Raw genomic sequence first — 16,133 nt, 5'->3', positions numbered from 1 at the left:
TCATGTCAGCAGAGCGCCCCGAAGTCACCTCGAAAGCCATCACCGTCCGGCGGGCCCGAACCAGCGATGTCCCGGCTGTGCGCCGTCTCCTCGATGCCTACGTCCGTGACCGCATCCTGCTCGACAAAGCCACCGTGACGCTTTACGAGGACATCCAGGAGTTCTGGGTCGCCGAACGGGACGACAACGCGGAGGTCGTCGGCTGCGGGGCTCTGCACGTGATGTGGGAAGACCTCGCGGAAGTCCGCACTCTCGCCGTGAAGGACGGCCTCAAGGGCGCCGGTGTGGGTCATCAGTTGCTGGGGAAGTTGCTGGAGACCGCACGCTGGCTCGGTGTTCGCCGCGTTTTCTGTCTGACCTTCGAAGTGGACTTCTTCGGCAAGCACGGCTTCGTCGAGATCGGTGAGACACCCGTCGACACCGATGTCTACGCGGAGCTCCTGCGTTCCTATGACGAAGGCGTTGCGGAGTTCCTCGGTCTCGAACGGGTGAAACCGAACACCTTGGGCAACAGCCGGATGCTTCTGCATCTGTGATCGCCGGGCATCCCCAAGCATCCCCAAGCCCCGTCAAGGATCCACAAGGACCGTCAAGAGATATTCCACTCCGGCCCGCCCTGCCCGGGTTCCCTATGTCCGAAACGCGTACGTTTCCGGACCGGGGCGGACCTGCGGGTCTCTGCCGGGGGTTTGTGTTTTTCCGGCAAAAGCGGTTTGCTTTCCGACGTACTGCAGTACTGCATATAACAGGGGACGGCGAAACGGCGGACGCCGCGGGCCCCGGGCCCACAGGTTATGGATGAAAGGAAATCCGGTGGCACAGAAGGTTCAGGTCCTTCTTGTCGACGACCTCGACGGCGGCGAGGCGGACGAGACTGTCACGTTCGCACTGGACGGCAAGACTTACGAGATCGATCTCACGACCGCCAATGCGGACAAGCTGCGCGGTCTTCTCGACCCTTACGTGAAGGGCGGCCGCCGCACCGGGGGCCGGGCCGCGGGCGGGCGCGGAAAGACGCGCGTCGCTTCCGGCGGCAGCCAGGACACCGCGCAGATCCGCGCGTGGGCCAAGGAGAACGGCTACGAGGTCAACGACCGCGGTCGCGTTCCGGCGTCGATCCGCGAGGCCTACGAGAAGGCCAACGGCTGAGCGCTCGCGCGCATCAGCCTCAACCGGTGGCACCGCGTCGCCGCGGTGGCCACCACCCGCACGAGATCGGGGGCGCCCCCACCGCCCCCCAAGGCCGACAGTGTCGGCAGCGAGGCCTCGACCTCGCGTCCCGGCCCGGGGGGCCGCAACCACGTGGCGGCCCCCTGCAGGACCTCCGCGCCGCCCGGGGAGAGCGAGAGCCCTCCGGCCCGCCCCGTGGCGGGAGGAGCGGGCGCGTCCATGAGCCCGCCCTCGCCGAGCGCCGTGAGATCGAGGGGCAGCGCCCCCCACTCCAGCCAGGCCAGCACCCCCGGCAGTTCCTCCGCGCTGCCCGCCGCCACCAGCAGCCGCATCCGGTCGCCCCGCACGGCCACCGGGGAGTCCGGCGCGAGGTGCCGCAGCGCCGCCCGGCCCGCCTCGGCCGGCAGGTCCAGGACGTCGAAGCGCACGCCCGTCCGCAGCCGCAGCGGGACCCGGGCGCTCTCCGGGCCGCCCCGGCCGCCGGACCCTCTCCGGCCCGCAGTCCCTCCCCGGCTCCCCGGAACGCCGGCCTCGTGCGCGCCCGCCGGGTCCGCGGGCACGGTGGGCCAGCCCAGTTCGTTCTCGTACCAGAGGCGGACCTGATCGCTCGCGTCGAGCGGCCGTCGGGGAAGCGGGAGAGGAAGCGGAGCGGGCTGCGAGGCGGGCTGCGAGACAGAGGGCGGGAGGGAGGCCGAATGGGAAGCGCGGACGGGACGGGGGACCGGGCCAGGGGTGCCAACCATGCCAAGTGCAACCGCCGGAAAGCCCCGCGAGTTACGCTGGGTGTTTCGGCAAACGCACACAGTGCCGGACAGGGGGGCGTGCGGGGGCGCGGGGCGGAGCGAGGTTGTTCGCCCATAGCGGAGCGAACCGGTGCGCGCGGCATGGAGTGTCCGCCGGAGCGGGTAAGACAATCCCTAGTGGGAGGGGGCGACGAGCAGATCGGGCCGTCTCACGTTCGCCATCGGCGTACTGGTGGCGGGGGTAACTGCCTGGCCTGCGGGAACATCGTCTCGCACGATCGGGTTGGAGCATATGTCGGCGTACGGGGTCAGGAGGCAGTGTTGGTTCTCGGTCCGGTGTCGGCAGTTGGAATGAGCGGTCCCCGCTTGCGGGACTAAGCTGCGGAAGGACAGGGAGGGGAGCGTCCCCTTACTGCCTGACCGCTCTGAGGAGCGATTAACGATGTTCGAGAGGTTCACCGACCGCGCGCGGCGGGTTGTCGTCCTGGCTCAGGAAGAAGCCCGGATGCTCAACCACAACTACATCGGCACCGAGCACATCCTCCTGGGCCTGATCCACGAGGGTGAGGGTGTCGCCGCCAAGGCCCTTGAGAGCCTCGGGATTTCGCTCGAGGCGGTCCGCCAGCAGGTGGAGGAGATCATCGGGCAGGGGCAGCAGGCCCCGTCCGGCCACATCCCCTTCACCCCCCGTGCCAAGAAGGTCCTGGAGCTGTCGCTCCGGGAGGCTCTTCAGCTGGGCCACAACTACATCGGCACGGAGCACATCCTGCTCGGCCTGATCCGTGAGGGCGAGGGCGTCGCCGCCCAGGTCCTGGTCAAGCTGGGCGCTGATCTCAACCGGGTGCGGCAGCAGGTCATCCAGCTGCTCTCCGGCTACCAGGGCAAGGAGACCGCCGGCGCCAGTGGCGGTCCTGCGGAGGGCACCCCCTCGACGTCCCTGGTCCTCGACCAGTTCGGCCGGAACCTCACCCAGGCCGCTCGTGAGTCCAAGCTCGACCCGGTCATCGGGCGCGAGAAGGAGATCGAGCGGGTCATGCAGGTGCTGTCCCGCCGTACCAAGAACAACCCGGTCCTGATCGGTGAGCCCGGTGTCGGCAAGACCGCCGTCGTCGAGGGCCTTGCTCAGGCCATCGTCAAGGGCGAGGTGCCCGAGACCCTCAAGGACAAGCACCTCTACACCCTCGACCTCGGCGCACTGGTCGCCGGCTCCCGCTACCGCGGTGACTTCGAGGAGCGCCTGAAGAAGGTGCTCAAGGAGATCCGCACCCGCGGTGACATCATCCTGTTCATCGACGAGCTGCACACGCTGGTCGGTGCGGGTGCCGCCGAGGGCGCCATCGACGCCGCTTCGATCCTGAAGCCGATGCTGGCCCGCGGTGAGCTGCAGACCATCGGTGCGACCACGCTCGACGAGTACCGCAAGCACCTGGAGAAGGACGCGGCCCTCGAGCGCCGCTTCCAGCCGATCCAGGTCGCGGAGCCGTCGCTGCCGCACACCATCGAGATCCTCAAGGGCCTGCGCGACCGGTACGAGGCGCACCACCGCGTCTCCATCACCGACGAGGCGCTGGTCCAGGCCGCCACCCTGGCCGACCGGTACATCTCGGACCGCTTCCTGCCGGACAAGGCGATCGACCTGATCGACGAGGCCGGTTCCCGGATGCGCATCCGCCGGATGACCGCGCCGCCGGACCTGCGCGAGTTCGACGAGAAGATCGCGGGCGTGCGCCGCGACAAGGAGTCCGCGATCGACTCGCAGGACTTCGAGAAGGCCGCCTCCCTCCGCGACAAGGAGAAGCAGCTCCTGGCCGCCAAGGCCAAGCGGGAGAAGGAGTGGAAGGCCGGCGACATGGACGTCGTGGCCGAGGTCGACGGCGAGCTGATCGCCGAGGTCCTCGCGACGGCCACCGGCATCCCGGTCTTCAAGCTGACCGAGGAGGAGTCGAGCCGCCTGCTGCGCATGGAGGACGAGCTCCACAAGCGGGTCATCGGCCAGATCGACGCCGTCAAGGCGCTGTCGAAGGCGATCCGCCGTACGCGTGCCGGTCTGAAGGACCCGAAGCGTCCCGGTGGTTCGTTCATCTTCGCCGGCCCGTCCGGTGTCGGTAAGACCGAGCTGTCCAAGGCGCTCGCCGAGTTCCTCTTCGGCGACGAGGACGCGCTGATCTCCCTCGACATGTCGGAGTTCAGCGAGAAGCACACGGTCTCGCGTCTCTTCGGTTCGCCCCCCGGCTACGTGGGCTACGAAGAGGGCGGCCAGCTGACCGAGAAGGTCCGCCGCAAGCCGTTCTCCGTCGTCCTGTTCGACGAGGTCGAGAAGGCCCACCCGGACATCTTCAACTCGCTGCTGCAGATCCTGGAGGACGGTCGCCTGACCGACTCCCAGGGCCGGGTCGTGGACTTCAAGAACACGGTCATCATCATGACGACCAACCTCGGCACGCGGGACATCTCCAAGGGCTTCAACCTGGGCTTCGCGGCCTCGGGCGACAAGAAGTCCAACTACGAGCGCATGAAGAACAAGGTCTCGGACGAGCTCAAGCAGCACTTCCGCCCCGAGTTCCTCAACCGCGTCGACGACGTGGTGGTCTTCCCGCAGCTGACGCAGGAGGACATCCTCAAGATCGTCGACCTGATGATCGCCAAGGTGGACGAGCGCCTCAAGGACCGGGACATGGGCATCGAGCTCTCCCAGTCCGCCAAGGAGCTGCTGTCCACGAAGGGTTACGACCAGGTGCTGGGTGCGCGTCCGCTGCGTCGCACCATCCAGCGCGAGATCGAGGACACGCTCTCGGAGAAGATCCTCTTCGGCGAGCTGCGTCCCGGTCACATCGTGGTCGTCGACACGGAGGGCGAGGGCGAGACCAAGACCTTCACCTTCCGCGGCGAGGAGAAGGCGGCCCTGCCGGACGTCCCGCCGATCGAGCAGGCGGCCGGCGGAGCCGGTCCGAACCTGAGCAAGGAGGCGTAACCCTCCGGGGTCCGTCTCGACGGAAGGGGCCGGTGCTGTTCACAGCACCGGCCCCTTCCGCGTGTCCGGAAGTCCTACGACAGCTGACCGTCGTAGTCCGGGAGCTTGTACGTCGTCTCGGCGTGGCCGCCCGAGAGGTCGGTGGCGCTGTTGCCGATGTTCGCGATGATCGTGTAGCCCTTCGACTCGATCGCGACGCGCTGGGCCGTCTTGTAGGCGGCGACGTCCTTGAAGAGGTCGAGCAGGCCGCGCGTGTAGAGGCCGGAGACCTTGTAGCCGTCGTAGGTGAGGTTGTACGAGGTCACCGAGTCGATGATGCCCGGGCGGGCGGTGACGAAGAACAGCGAGACGCCGTGCTCCTGGGCGTACTCGGCGACGTCCAGGACCGGCTTGTTGGCCGGCTGGGGGTAGCTGAAGCCGAAGTCGGTCTCCAGGGTGGTGTTGTCGATGTCGAAGACGATCGCCTGCTTCTCGCCCGGCTTCGTCGCGGCGATGCGCTGCTTCAGGGCGGGCAGCGCCTGGTTCATCACGGCCTGGCAGTCCTGCTGCCAGGTGGCGTAGTCGACGTCCTCGGCGGCGGCGGCGGCAGCGGTGGTGGAGGAGGTGCTCGTCGTCGCCGTGACGGCGTTCGCCGGGGCGGCCATGGCCACGAGGGCGGCCGCGGAGGCGGCGAGGACGGCGGTGCGGCGCGCCAAGGGGCGTCGGCTTCTCATGTGGGGGTTCCTCTCACGTCCGGACGTACGTGCGGTTGTCGGGTGCATGTTCGTTCACGTGGGTGGCGCGAGGGGAACCGTAGGGTTACCGGGGGGTAGGTGGCCAGAGACGTGCGTCACAGTACGCCGTAGACCTTGGTGACTTCGGGCGGGTGGGGGAGCGGGGCGAAGACGTCCTCGGATACGGCTGTCACGTCCGGGGCGAGGAGGACGGAGACCTCGCGCAGGCCGGGAGGGTGTCTCCTGCAGGCGGCGTCGCGAGGTCGAGCCCTTCCGGCGTCGTGGAGCCGCAGAGGACGTGCGGGGCCCGCCTTTCCAGGCCGGTCGTGCCGTGCAACTACAGCCCGCGCGGCGGCGTGTTCCAGGGCGGCCGGGCGCGAGGAGCCGTACGCGGGTGGCCACCGGGTCGGCGAGCCGCCGTGCCGAAGCGGTCAAGTCGGTGAGCAGGCGCACGCGTTCGCGTGGACGGGCGCGCGCCACCGCCATCCGCGCCACGTCCGCCCACTGTTCGGCCCGTCGACCGGGGCGGCGCCGGGGCCCTCGGTGACGAAGAGTCTGCGCACCAGCGGGGTGACCACGCTCGACGCCATCTTCACGCCCACGGTGGTCGGTTCCATGTGGCCTCCCCCTGGGTCCCGTTGACCGGTCGGCAGCGTAGTCCCGGTCACATTCCCGGGAGTTCGGATCTTGTCGGCCGGTGACAAGCCGCACAGGCGATATGTCCGTTACTACCCGGCCTAGTAAGTGGACGGATTCTGGCAAAAAGGACATTTATCCCTCAAGTCGGAGTCCGAGGCGGCCGTAGTGGGTGGATTCGGCCTGAATGGGGTGTCTGTCAAGAAGACGGAAGTTTTGAGATGAAGTACTAGGTTCCGTCGTAGATGAGCCGTTTGGGTGCCGACGGGCTCCAGGGTTACCAAGGGATGCCCCATCCGGCGGACGACAGTGCGCCGGGTGGTTCTCCTTGTCCCCGTCCCGTGAGGTATCCGATGACCCAGCGCGTCTCGTCCCGTTCTTCCCGTGCGTCCCGCCTTCGTACCCGTGCGGCCCTCCTGGCCACGGGCCTGGGAGCGTCGGTCGTGCTGGGGGCCGGGGTCGCGGCCGCAGCCGACACCGGCGTGACGGCCCTGCCGGCCGCCGGTGCCGCGAGCGCCGTCCAGGCGCAGGCCGCGGCGCAGGCCAAGGCCGCGACCGTGAAGAAGGCGGCCGCCGTGAAGAAGGCCGCCGTCGCCAAGAAGGCCGCCGCGAAGAAGGCCGCCTCCTGGATCGACCCGGTGAAGAAGTACACGCTCTCCGCGAAGTTCGCCCAGGCCGGCGGCATGTGGCACTCCACCCACAGCGGCCAGGACTTCGCCGTGCCCAGCGGCACCAACGTCATGGCCGCGCACGGCGGCACGGTCGTCAAGGCCGGCGGCAACGGCGCCGGTGACGGTCCCGCGTACGGCAACGCGATAGTCATCAAGCACGGCAACGGCACGTACTCGCAGTACGCCCACCTCTCGCGCATCGACGTGCGGGTCGGCCAGATCGTCGCCACCGGCCAGCACATCGCCCGGTCCGGCAACACGGGTAACTCCAGTGGCCCGCACCTGCACTTCGAGATCCGTACGACCCCGAACTACGGCTCGGCCATCGACCCGGTCGCGTTCCTGCACGCCAAGGGCGTGACGGTCTAGTTCCCGCCGAGCGGGTCCCGCCCGGCGGGGCCCTGGCTGCCCGGCAGGTTCTGTGAGACCTGATCCGGCCGGGTCCCGAACAGCGGGGGCTACGACCCCTGGTGCGCCTGCGTCACCAGGTCGATGGCGACCTGGAGGACGGCCTCGCGCTTCTCCTCGGGCCGGCCGCTGAGGTCCTGGAGGAAGAACATCCCGGCGTGCAGCGTGAACAGGGCGCTGACGCAGCGGACCTGGGCGACCAGGTCCGCGTCCGGGTCGACGATGATCTCGCGCATGCCCATCATGCGGGTCTTGAAGGACTCGCCGATGCTCAGTTCCCGCATCGTCGCCTGGTTCTCCTGCATGAAGCGGAACAACGGCGCCGCGTCCGACAGGGCCTGGCTGTAGCGGCCGAGGATCTCCCGCTTCGTCTCCAGGTTGTGCGGCTGCAGCCGCCCCCACTCGATGAGGTCCTCCATCGGCTGGGTCAGGTCGGCGAAGAGACTGACGATGATCTCTTCCTTGGTCTTGAAGTGGTAGTACAGCGCCGCCTTGGTGACGTCCAGGCGCTCGGCGATCTCCCGCAGCGAGGTCTTCTCGTAGCCCTGCTCGGCGAAGAGTTCGAGCGCCACGTCCTGGATGCGCTGGCGGGTGTTGCCGCGGCGCTGCCGCTTTATGCCGTCCATCGTGCCGCCCATCGTCGCACCCCCGACATACTTACTTGACGCCCGGCTAGTTGCGCGTCTACCGTCCCAGTGTAGTCAACTAGCCGGGCGGCAAGTAAGTAGGCCGCGGGCGGTGGTACCCAGGGGAGTGGGAAACGATGGCGGACACAGAGAAAACAGAGGCCGGGGCGGAGAAACCGCCCAGGAGCGTGCGGGTGGTCCTGCTCGCGCTCATGATCACGATGATGCTCGCGATGCTCGACAACATGATCGTGGGCACGGCGATGCCGACGATCGTCGGCGAGCTCGGCGGCCTGGAACACCTCTCGTGGGTCGTGACCGGGTACACCCTCGCGACCGCCGCCTCCACCCCCATCTGGGGCAAGCTCGGCGACATGTACGGGCGCAAGGGCGCCTTCATGACCTCGATCGTGATCTTCCTGATCGGCTCCGCGCTCAGCGGCATGGCCCAGAACATGGGCGAGCTGATCGGGTTCCGTGCCGTGCAGGGCCTCGGCGCCGGCGGTCTGATGGTCGGTGTCATGGCGATCATCGGCGACCTGATCCCGCCCCGCGAGCGCGGCAAGTACCAGGGCATGATGGCCGGCGTCATGGCGCTCGCGATGATCGGCGGGCCGCTGGTCGGCGGCACCATCACCGACAACTGGGGCTGGCGCTGGTCCTTCTACATCAACCTGCCGCTCGGCGTGATCGCGCTCACCGCGATCAGCGTCGTCCTGCACCTGCCGAAGAAGCGGGCCAAGACGCGCATCGACTACCTGGGCGCCGGACTGCTGACCGTGGGCATCACCTCCATCGTGCTCGTCACCACCTGGGGCGGCTCGGAGTACGCCTGGTCGTCCGCACGGATCATGGAACTCATCGCGATCGGTGTCGCCTCGCTCATCGGCTTCGTGTTCTGGCAGCGCAGGGCTGCCGAGCCGATCCTGCCGCTGCACATCTTCCGCAGCCGCAACTTCACCCTGATGTCGACCATCGGCTTCGTCACCGGCTTCGTGATGTTCGGCGCGACGCTCTTCCTGCCGCTGTACCAGCAGTCGGTGCAGGGCGCCTCGGCGACCAACTCCGGTCTGCTGCTCCTGCCGATGCTCGGCGCGATGCTCGTCACCTCGATGGTCGCCGGCCGGGTGACCACGAACACCGGCCGTTACAAGGTCTTCCCGCTCGTCGGCAGTGTGCTGATGGTCGTCGGGCTGTACCTGCTGTCCACGATGGACACCGGCACGAGCCGGTTCACCTCCGGCGTCTTCATGGCCGTCGTCGGTCTCGGCATGGGCTGCCTGATGCAGATCACCATGCTGGTCGCGCAGAACAGCGTGGAGATGAAGGACATGGGCGTCGCCTCGTCCTCCACCACCCTGTTCCGTACGCTCGGCTCCTCCTTCGGTGTCGCCATCATGGGCGCCCTGTTCAACAACCGGGTCCAGGACGTCATGTCCGAGCGGGCCGGCGCGCTCGGCTCGAAGGTCACCGAACGGTCCGCCCAACTGGATGCGGCGAGCCTGGCGAAGCTGCCGACGGCGGCCCGCGAGGCCTACCAGCACGCGGTGTCCTCCGGTACGCACTCCGCCTTCCTGCTGGGCGCCGTGGTCGCGGTCGTCGCGCTGGCGGCGGCCGTGTTCGTCAAGGAGGTCCCGCTGAAGGGCGCGGGCCCGGGCGCCGGCAAGCCGGGTGAGGACGCGGTGGCGGCGGCGCCGGCCGCGATCGTCGAAGCCGTCTGATCCGCTACGACGCAAGCCGAAGGCCCCCGGGTGGTGTCCGCCCCCGGGGGCCTTTCGCGCTCCGCGCGGGCGGCTGCGCGGAGGTCGGTGACGCCGTCCCTACGGCAAGATCGGATAGCTCCCCGTGTTCGTGGGGGCGTGTTCCGGTAGCCACAGGACTGCCACCGCGCCCTCGGCCGGTACGTGGGGCGGGGCTCCTGCCGGGCGTACGTTGCGGAAGGTCAGGCGGGCGCCGAGGACGCGGGCCTGGCCGGCCGCGATGGTGAGGCCCAGCCCGTGGCCGTGCCCGGCGCGGTCGCTGCTGCCGGTGCGGAAGCGGCTCGGGCCCTCGGCGAGCAGGTCCTCGGGAAAGCCGGGACCGTGGTCGCGGACCCGGATGACCCGGCCCTCGACGCTGACCTCGATGGGCGGCTTGCCGTGCCGGGCCGCGTTGGCCAGCAGGTTGAACAGCACGCGTTCCAGGCGCCGGGGGTCGGTGGTGACCTCCGACTCGTGCACCACGCGTACCTCGATCTCCGGGTCCTTCGCCGCCACCCGCCGGCGGACGAACTCGCCGAGCAGGATGTCCTGGAGTTCGGCCCGCTCGGAGGCGCCGTCGAGGCGGGCCACCTCCAGCACGTCCTCGACGAGGGTCCGCATGGCCTGCGCCCGGTCCAGGACCAGCTCCGTGGGCCGGCCCGGCGGCAGCAGCTCGGCGGCGGTCAGCAGTCCGGTCACCGGGGTGCGCAGCTCGTGCGCGATGTCCGCGGTGACCCGGCGTTCGGCCTCCAGCCGCTGCCGTAGCGCGTCGGCCATGGCGTCCACCGCGCTCGCCAGGTCGTCGGTCTCGTCCCGTACGACACCGCCGATGGCGTCCCGCACCCGTACGTCCGACTCGCCCCGGGCGACCTGGTTGGCGGCCGCCGCCGCCTTGCGCAGCCGGCGCGAGAGCTGGCCGCCGATGAGCACGCCGAGCGCGCTGCCGCCGAGGACGACCGCGATGGAGCCGATCACCAGCGCCTGGTCGAGGTCCTTCAGGATGTCCGTGCTGCGGTCGGGGATGCCGGTGTGCAGGGACAGGACGTGCCCGTCCTTGACCGGTACGGCGGCCCAGATGTCCGGCACTCCGTCCGGCCGGTCGGCGACGTAGGTGGCCCGGCGGCCCTGCCCGACCTTCTCCCGCAGTTCGCCCGGCAGCCGCGAGTCGTCGATCTTGATGTTCGGGAAGTTCGGCCGTCCCGACAGCTCGTAGTTGCGCTGGGCGATCTGCACGCGCTCGTCCGCCAGGTCCCGCGCGTTGTCCAGCATCGACACCCGGGCCGCGTTGTGCACGACCAGGCTGAGTGCGACCGCCACCAGCGCGCCGACCAGCGCGATGGCCGCGCTGAGCTTCCACCGCAGGCCCGTCCGCATGCCCTGGCGCTCCCGGACCGGGCGCCGCGATCTCCCCCGCATACTCTGATCCCCTGCTCAGGCCTTCAACTTGTAGCCGAAGCCGCGGACCGTCTCGATCCGGTCCTGGCCGATCTTCGTGCGCAGCCGCTGCACATGGACGTCGACCACGCGGGTGTCCCCGCCCCAGCCGTAGTCCCACACGCGTTCCAGCAGCTTGTCGCGGGACAGGACCGTGCCGGGCGCGGAGGAGAACTCCAGGAGCAGCCGCATCTCGGTCGGTGTCAGTGCCACCGGCCGGCCGGAGCGGCGTACCTCCATGCCCTCGGTGTCGATCTCCAGCTCCCCGAAGCTGAGCACGCCCCCGTCCGCCGGCGCGTCGGCGCCCTCGGTCCGGTCACCGCCGCTCGCGTGCCCGAAGCGGCGCAGCACCGCGCGGATCCGGGCGACCAGCACGGCGCCGTCGAACGGCTTGGTGACGTAGTCGTCGGCGCCGGCCTCCAGGCCGAGCACGACGTCGATGGAGTCGGCGCGCGCCGACAGCATGATCACCGGCACCGTCGACTCGTCCCGGATCCGGCGGCAGAGGCTGACTCCGTCGATCCCGGGGACCATGACGTCCAACAGCGCGATGTCGGGGCGGTTCGCGCGGAAGGCCGCCAGGCCCGACAGCCCGTCGGGCATGGCGGTGACCGCGAAGCCGTCCCGCTCCAGCGCGAGCTGGGTGGCCTCACGGATGACGTCGTCGTCCTCGACGAAAAGGACGTGGGTCTGGTCTGCCATGCCGCTGCTCTCGCCTCTCGTTCCTGCCGCCGTCCGCGGACGTGTGGTCGACGGCCCGTGCCCTCGCGGGTGCGCGGGCTGCTCACCGGGGAATCGTTTCGGGGGGTCCGATCGGTTCACTCTGCCGGAGATCCGCGAGGATCGCGGACCGCGCGCCGCGCACCGGACGCGTGAGGCTCCCAAGGTCCGTGAAGTTCGTGGAGTCCGCAAGGTCCCCAGCCGTGCCGCTCAGTCGCCCGGAGCCACCGTGGGCTGGTCCCCCACGGCGTTGCTGTAGTCGTTGTGCGTGCGGTACGCCTCGGTGAACCGGCCCGAACCCCAGCGGTAGGTGATCACGTTCTCGCCGGAAGGGCTCGACACCGGGTCGCCCTTCTCGTACACCTGCTTGGTCACCACCAGGTCGCCGCGGTCTATCTCGGCGTAGACCGGCGGCTCCTCGGCCCGGAACACGTTCTCGTACCGGCCGTTCTCCTCGCGGTACACGTACGAGCCGACGCCGACCGCGTCACCGCAGGTCAGCACGTTGACCACGACGTCGTCCGCCGAGGAGCCGGTCAGGTCGCCGTACGACACGTCCACGGGGTACTCGTCGGCGACACACGGCTTCAGCTCGCGCTTGACCTCCGCGGAGACCGCCGGATCGTCCTTGACCAGCTGGACGGCGTCGACGCGGGCGGCGGTCCTGGCGGGGCTCACCGCGGGGGAGGCCGAGGCCACTTTGCCGCCGCCCACCACGTCGGAGTGGGCCGGACCCTCGTCGCGCGCGCCGGTGCCGCCGGTGGCGCAGGCCGAGACGAAAAGGGCGAGGGCGGCGAGCACGGCCACTGCCGTGATCGCCGCCTGCAGGGTCCCCCGGACCAACGGGCTACCGGGCGGGAGGGGTGCTCCGTCCGCCGGATACCCGCCCTGCCCGGTGTCCCCGGCCCTGGTGCCTAGGCCGCGCAACGCTCCCGCTCCTCACGCTCCAGCGCGCGTGCGTCCAGATCGCGGCTCTCCAGCTCCTCGCGGAGCCGGGCGAGCGCCCGGTGCAGCGTGCTCTTGACCGTTCCCGCCGACATGCCGAGGGCGGCGGCCGTCTCCTCGGTGGACATCTGCTCCCAGTGTCGCAGGACGACGACGCTGCGCTGCTTGGGAGCCAGGACCTTCAGGATGTCCATCAGCAGGGCGCGGTCCGCGTGCTGCTCGGTGGAGTCGTCGACCGAGGCGTCCGGCAGCTGCTCGGTCGGGACCTCCTCCAGCTTCCGGGCCCGCCACCACTCGGTCCGCGTGTTGATCATGACCCGGCGCAGATAGGCGTCCGCGAGCCGCTTGTCGGCGATACCGTCCCAGCGGCCGTACGTCCGTACGAGCGCGGTCTGCAGCAGGTCCTGCGCGTCGACCGGGTCAGGGACGAGCCGACGCGCGCTGCGCAGCAGCGCGTCCTGCCGGGTGCGGACGTACTCCTCGAATTCGAGCACCTCGCCCTGCGCCATGATCAACCGCCTCCATCCCCGTTTCCGACCTGCCCGCTGCCGGTTCTCCGTTGCCTGCGTCCCGCTTCCCCGCGGTACGCAACTGAAGGTACGGAGGGCTTGTCACGGGGCTGTCCGAAGCAGCGCGCGGCTAGGACTCGGCTGTCCGTCGGTTGTGTAACGGAAGTAGGAACGGGGTAAGGGGGTGCACCGAATGGGCGCGTTATAGCGGGATTTGAGGGCTCGGCGGGTGCGAGCGGGTGTGTGGTCAGGCGTGCGGCAGCCGATACAGACCGCTCGGCAGCGGCTCCACCAGACCGTCCGCGACGAGTCCGTCCAGCGCCCGCGCGCGCTGCACCGGCTCGTGCCACACCCGGTCGAGCGCCGACTGCGGGACGGGCGTGTGCGCCTCCCGCAGGACGGCCAGCAGCTTGCCGCGGACCTGGCGGTCGGTACCCGCGTACGTCTGTCCGCGCCGCGGCGGCCCGTCGTGCTCGGGCTTGCCCGCCAGCTGCCACGCGCACTGCCCGGCGATCGGGCAGCGGTGACACGTCTCGTTCCTGGCCGTGCACACCAGCGCGCCGAGTTCCATGGAGGCGGCGGCCCAGCGGGCCGCGGTCGCCTCGTCCGGCGGCAACAGCTCGCGCGCCAGCCTGCGTTCGGCGGCGGTGGTGGCGTTCGGCGGGTACTGGACGCCGGTCACGGCGCGCGCCAGCACCCGGCGGACGTTGGTGTCCAGGACGGCGTGCCGCTGCCCGTAGGCGAAGGAGGCGACGGCCGCGGCCGTGTACTCGCCGATGCCGGGCAGCGCGAGGAGCTGAGCGTGCTCGGTCGGTACGTCCCCGCCGTGCCGTTCCGTTATGGCGACGGCGGCCCCGTGCAGCCGCAGCGCGCGGCGCGGGTAGCCGAGCCGGCCCCAGGCGCGGACGGCCTCGCCGGGCGCGTCGGCGGCCAGGTCGGCGGGGCGCGGCCAGCGGGCCAGCCACTGCTCGTAGACGGGCAGGACCCGGCTCACCGGCGTCTGCTGGAGCATGAACTCGCTGACCATCACCCCCCAGGGCCCGGCCTCGGCCCGCCGCCAGGGCAGGTCACGCGCGTGCGTGTCGAACCAGTCGATGACGGGGCAGTGGAGCGACGCTCCGGGATCGCGGTCGGACGCGGTGCCGGAGGGGGTGCTGTGCGGGGGTTTCGTGGGCGCAGTCATGGCCCTTTGATCCTGCCATGCGTGGGCGGGCGGACGGGGGCGGCGCCACCCCGGGGGAGGCGCGGCTGAAGGCGGCGCGACGGAGTGTCGCACCCGTGGCCAGAGCTGCAAGGGACGCGATCGCGAACAGGGGGGCGCCACCGTGCCCGCGCGCGGGTCGCCGGTGACCGACGGTGGAGGGCGGACCGGGATGAGGAGGTGACCGTTCCGGCGTCGACCGTCGCAGCGGCGGGGTGGGGAGGCGACCTCACCACGGAGGGGTGGAGCGATGACCGTCGCGACGGAGGGGTGGAGCGGCGACCGTCGCGACGGAGGGGTGGAGCGATGACCGTCGCGACGGAGGGGTGGAGCGGCGACCGTCGCGACGGAGGGGTGGGCGCCGTCGCAACGGAGGGATGGGGGGTGGCCGTCGCGACGGGTGGGGGCGGTCGTCCGGTCGTGACGGGTCTACGGCACGGATGGGTCTGACGGCGCAGGCGCCCACGTACGGCTGTCGCGCGGGCGGCCGGGCCGGGACCATCGGCACCGCACTCCGTGATCACGCACGGTAGGCGAGACGGCGTTGTCGTGACAGTCCGCGATCATGGCGGGCCCGGCTCGGCCAACACCCGGGCGGGGACGGCCGGAACCGGGATGATGATCCGGAAAAGTTGTGGCCCCGGGCGGCGGGTGGGGCAAGCGAACGTGGCGATCTCTCGTACAGTTTGCGCCGTGGGATCTCTGCGCAATCCGGTCGGGCCGCTTCCCTCCACCATCTACTGGCGACGGAGGGCCGTACTGCTGTCCGTACTCGCCCTGTTGACGCTGTTGATCGTCTGGATCGTGGCCTCCGGCGGCGGCGGCGACAACGGCGCGGGTGGCTCCAACGGCAAGAACCCCGTCCCCACGATCACCGCGGGACCCTCCGGCAGCGGCCCCGCGATCAGCCAAGCCCCGGGCGGGCGCGACGAGTCGAGCGGCGGCGCCTCCGACGGGTCCGGCTCGGGCACCGGTGACGGTTCGGGCTCCGGCACCACGTCGGGCTCCGGCTCGGGCACCGGTGACGGTTCGGGCTCCGGGTCCGGTGCCGGAGGCGCGGGCGGCGGTGCCGGCGGTGCCGCGGCGGGCGGTACGGGCGGCGGTGTCGGGTCCGCCGACGTGCTTCCGGCCGGCTCCACTCTGCCCAACTGCACCGCGAGCAACGTGAAGTTGACCCTGCGCAGCGCCAAGAACGCCTACGAGCCGGGACAGGCGCCGACGTTCGAGCTGACCGCGAAGAACTCCGCCGCCAGTGACTGCAAGGTCGATCTCGGCCCGAAGAACGCGGTGTTGACGATCACGCAGGCCGGCACCGACGACGACTACTGGTCCTCCGCCGACTGCCCCAAGGTGTCCGGCGGTCTGGTCTTCCGGGTGCCGGCCGGAAGCAGCATCACGTACACCGTGAAGTGGGACCGCAAGCCGAGTGCGCCCGAGTGCGCGACGCCGCCGGCGGGATCGGCCAAGGCCGGCACCTACCTGGTCGAGGCCAAGGCACCCGCCTTCGCCAAGGCCCAGACGTCGTTCGTGCTCCAGAACGACTAGTGCCGTGACCGGAAGGGTTTGCCGGGCGTCGCGAGCCGGTGAACCTTTCCGGTCACGGCACTAGGAAAGACCAGGAGCGCGCCGGCGGGGACGAAGGGCAGC

The 16,133-nt window shown here is 70.3% G+C and carries 15 protein-coding genes; 6 read left to right on the top strand and 9 right to left on the bottom strand.

What is annotated here, in order from left to right; all coding sequences use genetic code 11:
• The first annotated feature begins 2 nt into the window (after positions 1 to 2).
• Positions 3 to 536, top strand: a complete 534-nt coding sequence (locus ABZT03_RS30525) for an amino-acid N-acetyltransferase (protein WP_356045324.1) — start codon at positions 3 to 5, stop codon at positions 534 to 536.
• 277 nt (positions 537 to 813) lie between these two features.
• On the top strand, positions 814 to 1,149 hold the full coding sequence (locus ABZT03_RS30520) for an Lsr2 family protein (RefSeq protein WP_356045322.1): 336 nt from the start codon (positions 814 to 816) through the stop codon (positions 1,147 to 1,149).
• On the opposite strand, the gene ABZT03_RS30515 is transcribed toward ABZT03_RS30520, so the two are convergent.
• Positions 1,128 to 1,913, bottom strand: a complete 786-nt coding sequence (locus ABZT03_RS30515; RefSeq protein ID WP_356045320.1) for an SCO3374 family protein — start codon at positions 1,911 to 1,913, stop codon at positions 1,128 to 1,130. The two genes, ABZT03_RS30520 and ABZT03_RS30515, sit on opposite strands and share 22 nt — an antisense overlap.
• A gap of 442 nt (positions 1,914 to 2,355) precedes the next feature.
• Between ABZT03_RS30515 and ABZT03_RS30510 the strand changes: the two genes are divergently transcribed.
• Positions 2,356 to 4,884 carry an ATP-dependent Clp protease ATP-binding subunit gene (locus ABZT03_RS30510; protein WP_356045317.1) on the top strand — a complete coding sequence of 843 codons (2,529 nt, stop codon included), beginning with the start codon at positions 2,356 to 2,358 and terminating at the stop codon, positions 4,882 to 4,884.
• Between the two features lie 74 nt (positions 4,885 to 4,958).
• Here the strand turns inward: ABZT03_RS30510 and ABZT03_RS30505 are convergent, their stop codons facing one another.
• Positions 4,959 to 5,597 (bottom strand): HAD family acid phosphatase, encoded by a 639-nt coding sequence (locus ABZT03_RS30505; RefSeq protein ID WP_356045314.1) that lies wholly within the window; start codon positions 5,595 to 5,597, stop codon positions 4,959 to 4,961.
• A 431-nt stretch (positions 5,598 to 6,028) separates the two neighbouring features.
• Entirely contained in the window at positions 6,029 to 6,214 is a 186-nt protein-coding gene (locus tag ABZT03_RS30500; RefSeq protein ID WP_356045313.1) for a hypothetical protein, read from the bottom strand.
• A gap of 372 nt (positions 6,215 to 6,586) precedes the next feature.
• Here ABZT03_RS30500 and ABZT03_RS30495 point away from each other — a divergent pair, with 372 nt between their 5' ends.
• Complete coding sequence (locus tag ABZT03_RS30495) at positions 6,587 to 7,273, top strand: M23 family metallopeptidase (protein WP_356045311.1); 687 nt, start codon at positions 6,587 to 6,589, stop codon at positions 7,271 to 7,273.
• 89 nt (positions 7,274 to 7,362) lie between these two features.
• Here the strand turns inward: ABZT03_RS30495 and ABZT03_RS30490 are convergent, their stop codons facing one another.
• The gene (locus ABZT03_RS30490; protein WP_356045308.1) at positions 7,363 to 7,950 is read right to left on the bottom strand and encodes a helix-turn-helix domain-containing protein; all 588 of its coding nucleotides are present in this window, start codon (positions 7,948 to 7,950) and stop codon (positions 7,363 to 7,365) included.
• Positions 7,951 to 8,075: 125 nt separating this feature from the next.
• On the opposite strand from ABZT03_RS30490, the gene ABZT03_RS30485 reads away from it, so the two are divergent.
• On the top strand, positions 8,076 to 9,659 hold the full coding sequence (locus tag ABZT03_RS30485) for an MDR family MFS transporter (protein ID WP_356045305.1): 1,584 nt from the start codon (positions 8,076 to 8,078) through the stop codon (positions 9,657 to 9,659).
• 99 nt (positions 9,660 to 9,758) lie between these two features.
• Here the strand turns inward: ABZT03_RS30485 and cseC are convergent, their stop codons facing one another.
• The 5 genes from cseC to ABZT03_RS30460 form a co-directional block, all read right to left on the bottom strand.
• On the bottom strand, positions 9,759 to 11,093 hold the full coding sequence (cseC, locus tag ABZT03_RS30480) for a two-component system sensor histidine kinase CseC (protein ID WP_356045303.1): 1,335 nt from the start codon (positions 11,091 to 11,093) through the stop codon (positions 9,759 to 9,761).
• Positions 11,094 to 11,108: 15 nt separating this feature from the next.
• Complete coding sequence (cseB, locus tag ABZT03_RS30475) at positions 11,109 to 11,813, bottom strand: two-component system response regulator CseB (protein WP_356045300.1); 705 nt, start codon at positions 11,811 to 11,813, stop codon at positions 11,109 to 11,111.
• Positions 11,814 to 12,041: 228 nt separating this feature from the next.
• Positions 12,042 to 12,674 carry a hypothetical protein gene (locus tag ABZT03_RS30470; RefSeq protein ID WP_356045298.1) on the bottom strand — a complete coding sequence of 211 codons (633 nt, stop codon included), beginning with the start codon at positions 12,672 to 12,674 and terminating at the stop codon, positions 12,042 to 12,044.
• Positions 12,675 to 12,745: 71 nt separating this feature from the next.
• Complete coding sequence (locus ABZT03_RS30465; RefSeq protein WP_356045295.1) at positions 12,746 to 13,285, bottom strand: SigE family RNA polymerase sigma factor; 540 nt, start codon at positions 13,283 to 13,285, stop codon at positions 12,746 to 12,748.
• Positions 13,286 to 13,532: 247 nt separating this feature from the next.
• Positions 13,533 to 14,468 carry an A/G-specific adenine glycosylase gene (locus ABZT03_RS30460; RefSeq protein WP_356045292.1) on the bottom strand — a complete coding sequence of 312 codons (936 nt, stop codon included), beginning with the start codon at positions 14,466 to 14,468 and terminating at the stop codon, positions 13,533 to 13,535.
• Between the two features lie 711 nt (positions 14,469 to 15,179).
• On the opposite strand from ABZT03_RS30460, the gene ABZT03_RS30455 reads away from it, so the two are divergent.
• A complete protein-coding gene (locus ABZT03_RS30455) occupies positions 15,180 to 16,031 on the top strand; it encodes a hypothetical protein (protein ID WP_356045290.1) in 852 nt (283 codons plus the stop codon).
• Positions 16,032 to 16,133 lie beyond the last annotated feature (102 nt).

Source organism: Streptomyces sp. NPDC005574, from assembly GCF_040605435.1.
Classification (GTDB): domain Bacteria; phylum Actinomycetota; class Actinomycetes; order Streptomycetales; family Streptomycetaceae; genus Streptomyces.
Note: the sequence above shows the minus strand (reverse complement) of the source record. Positions and strands in the feature narration are given on the sequence as shown.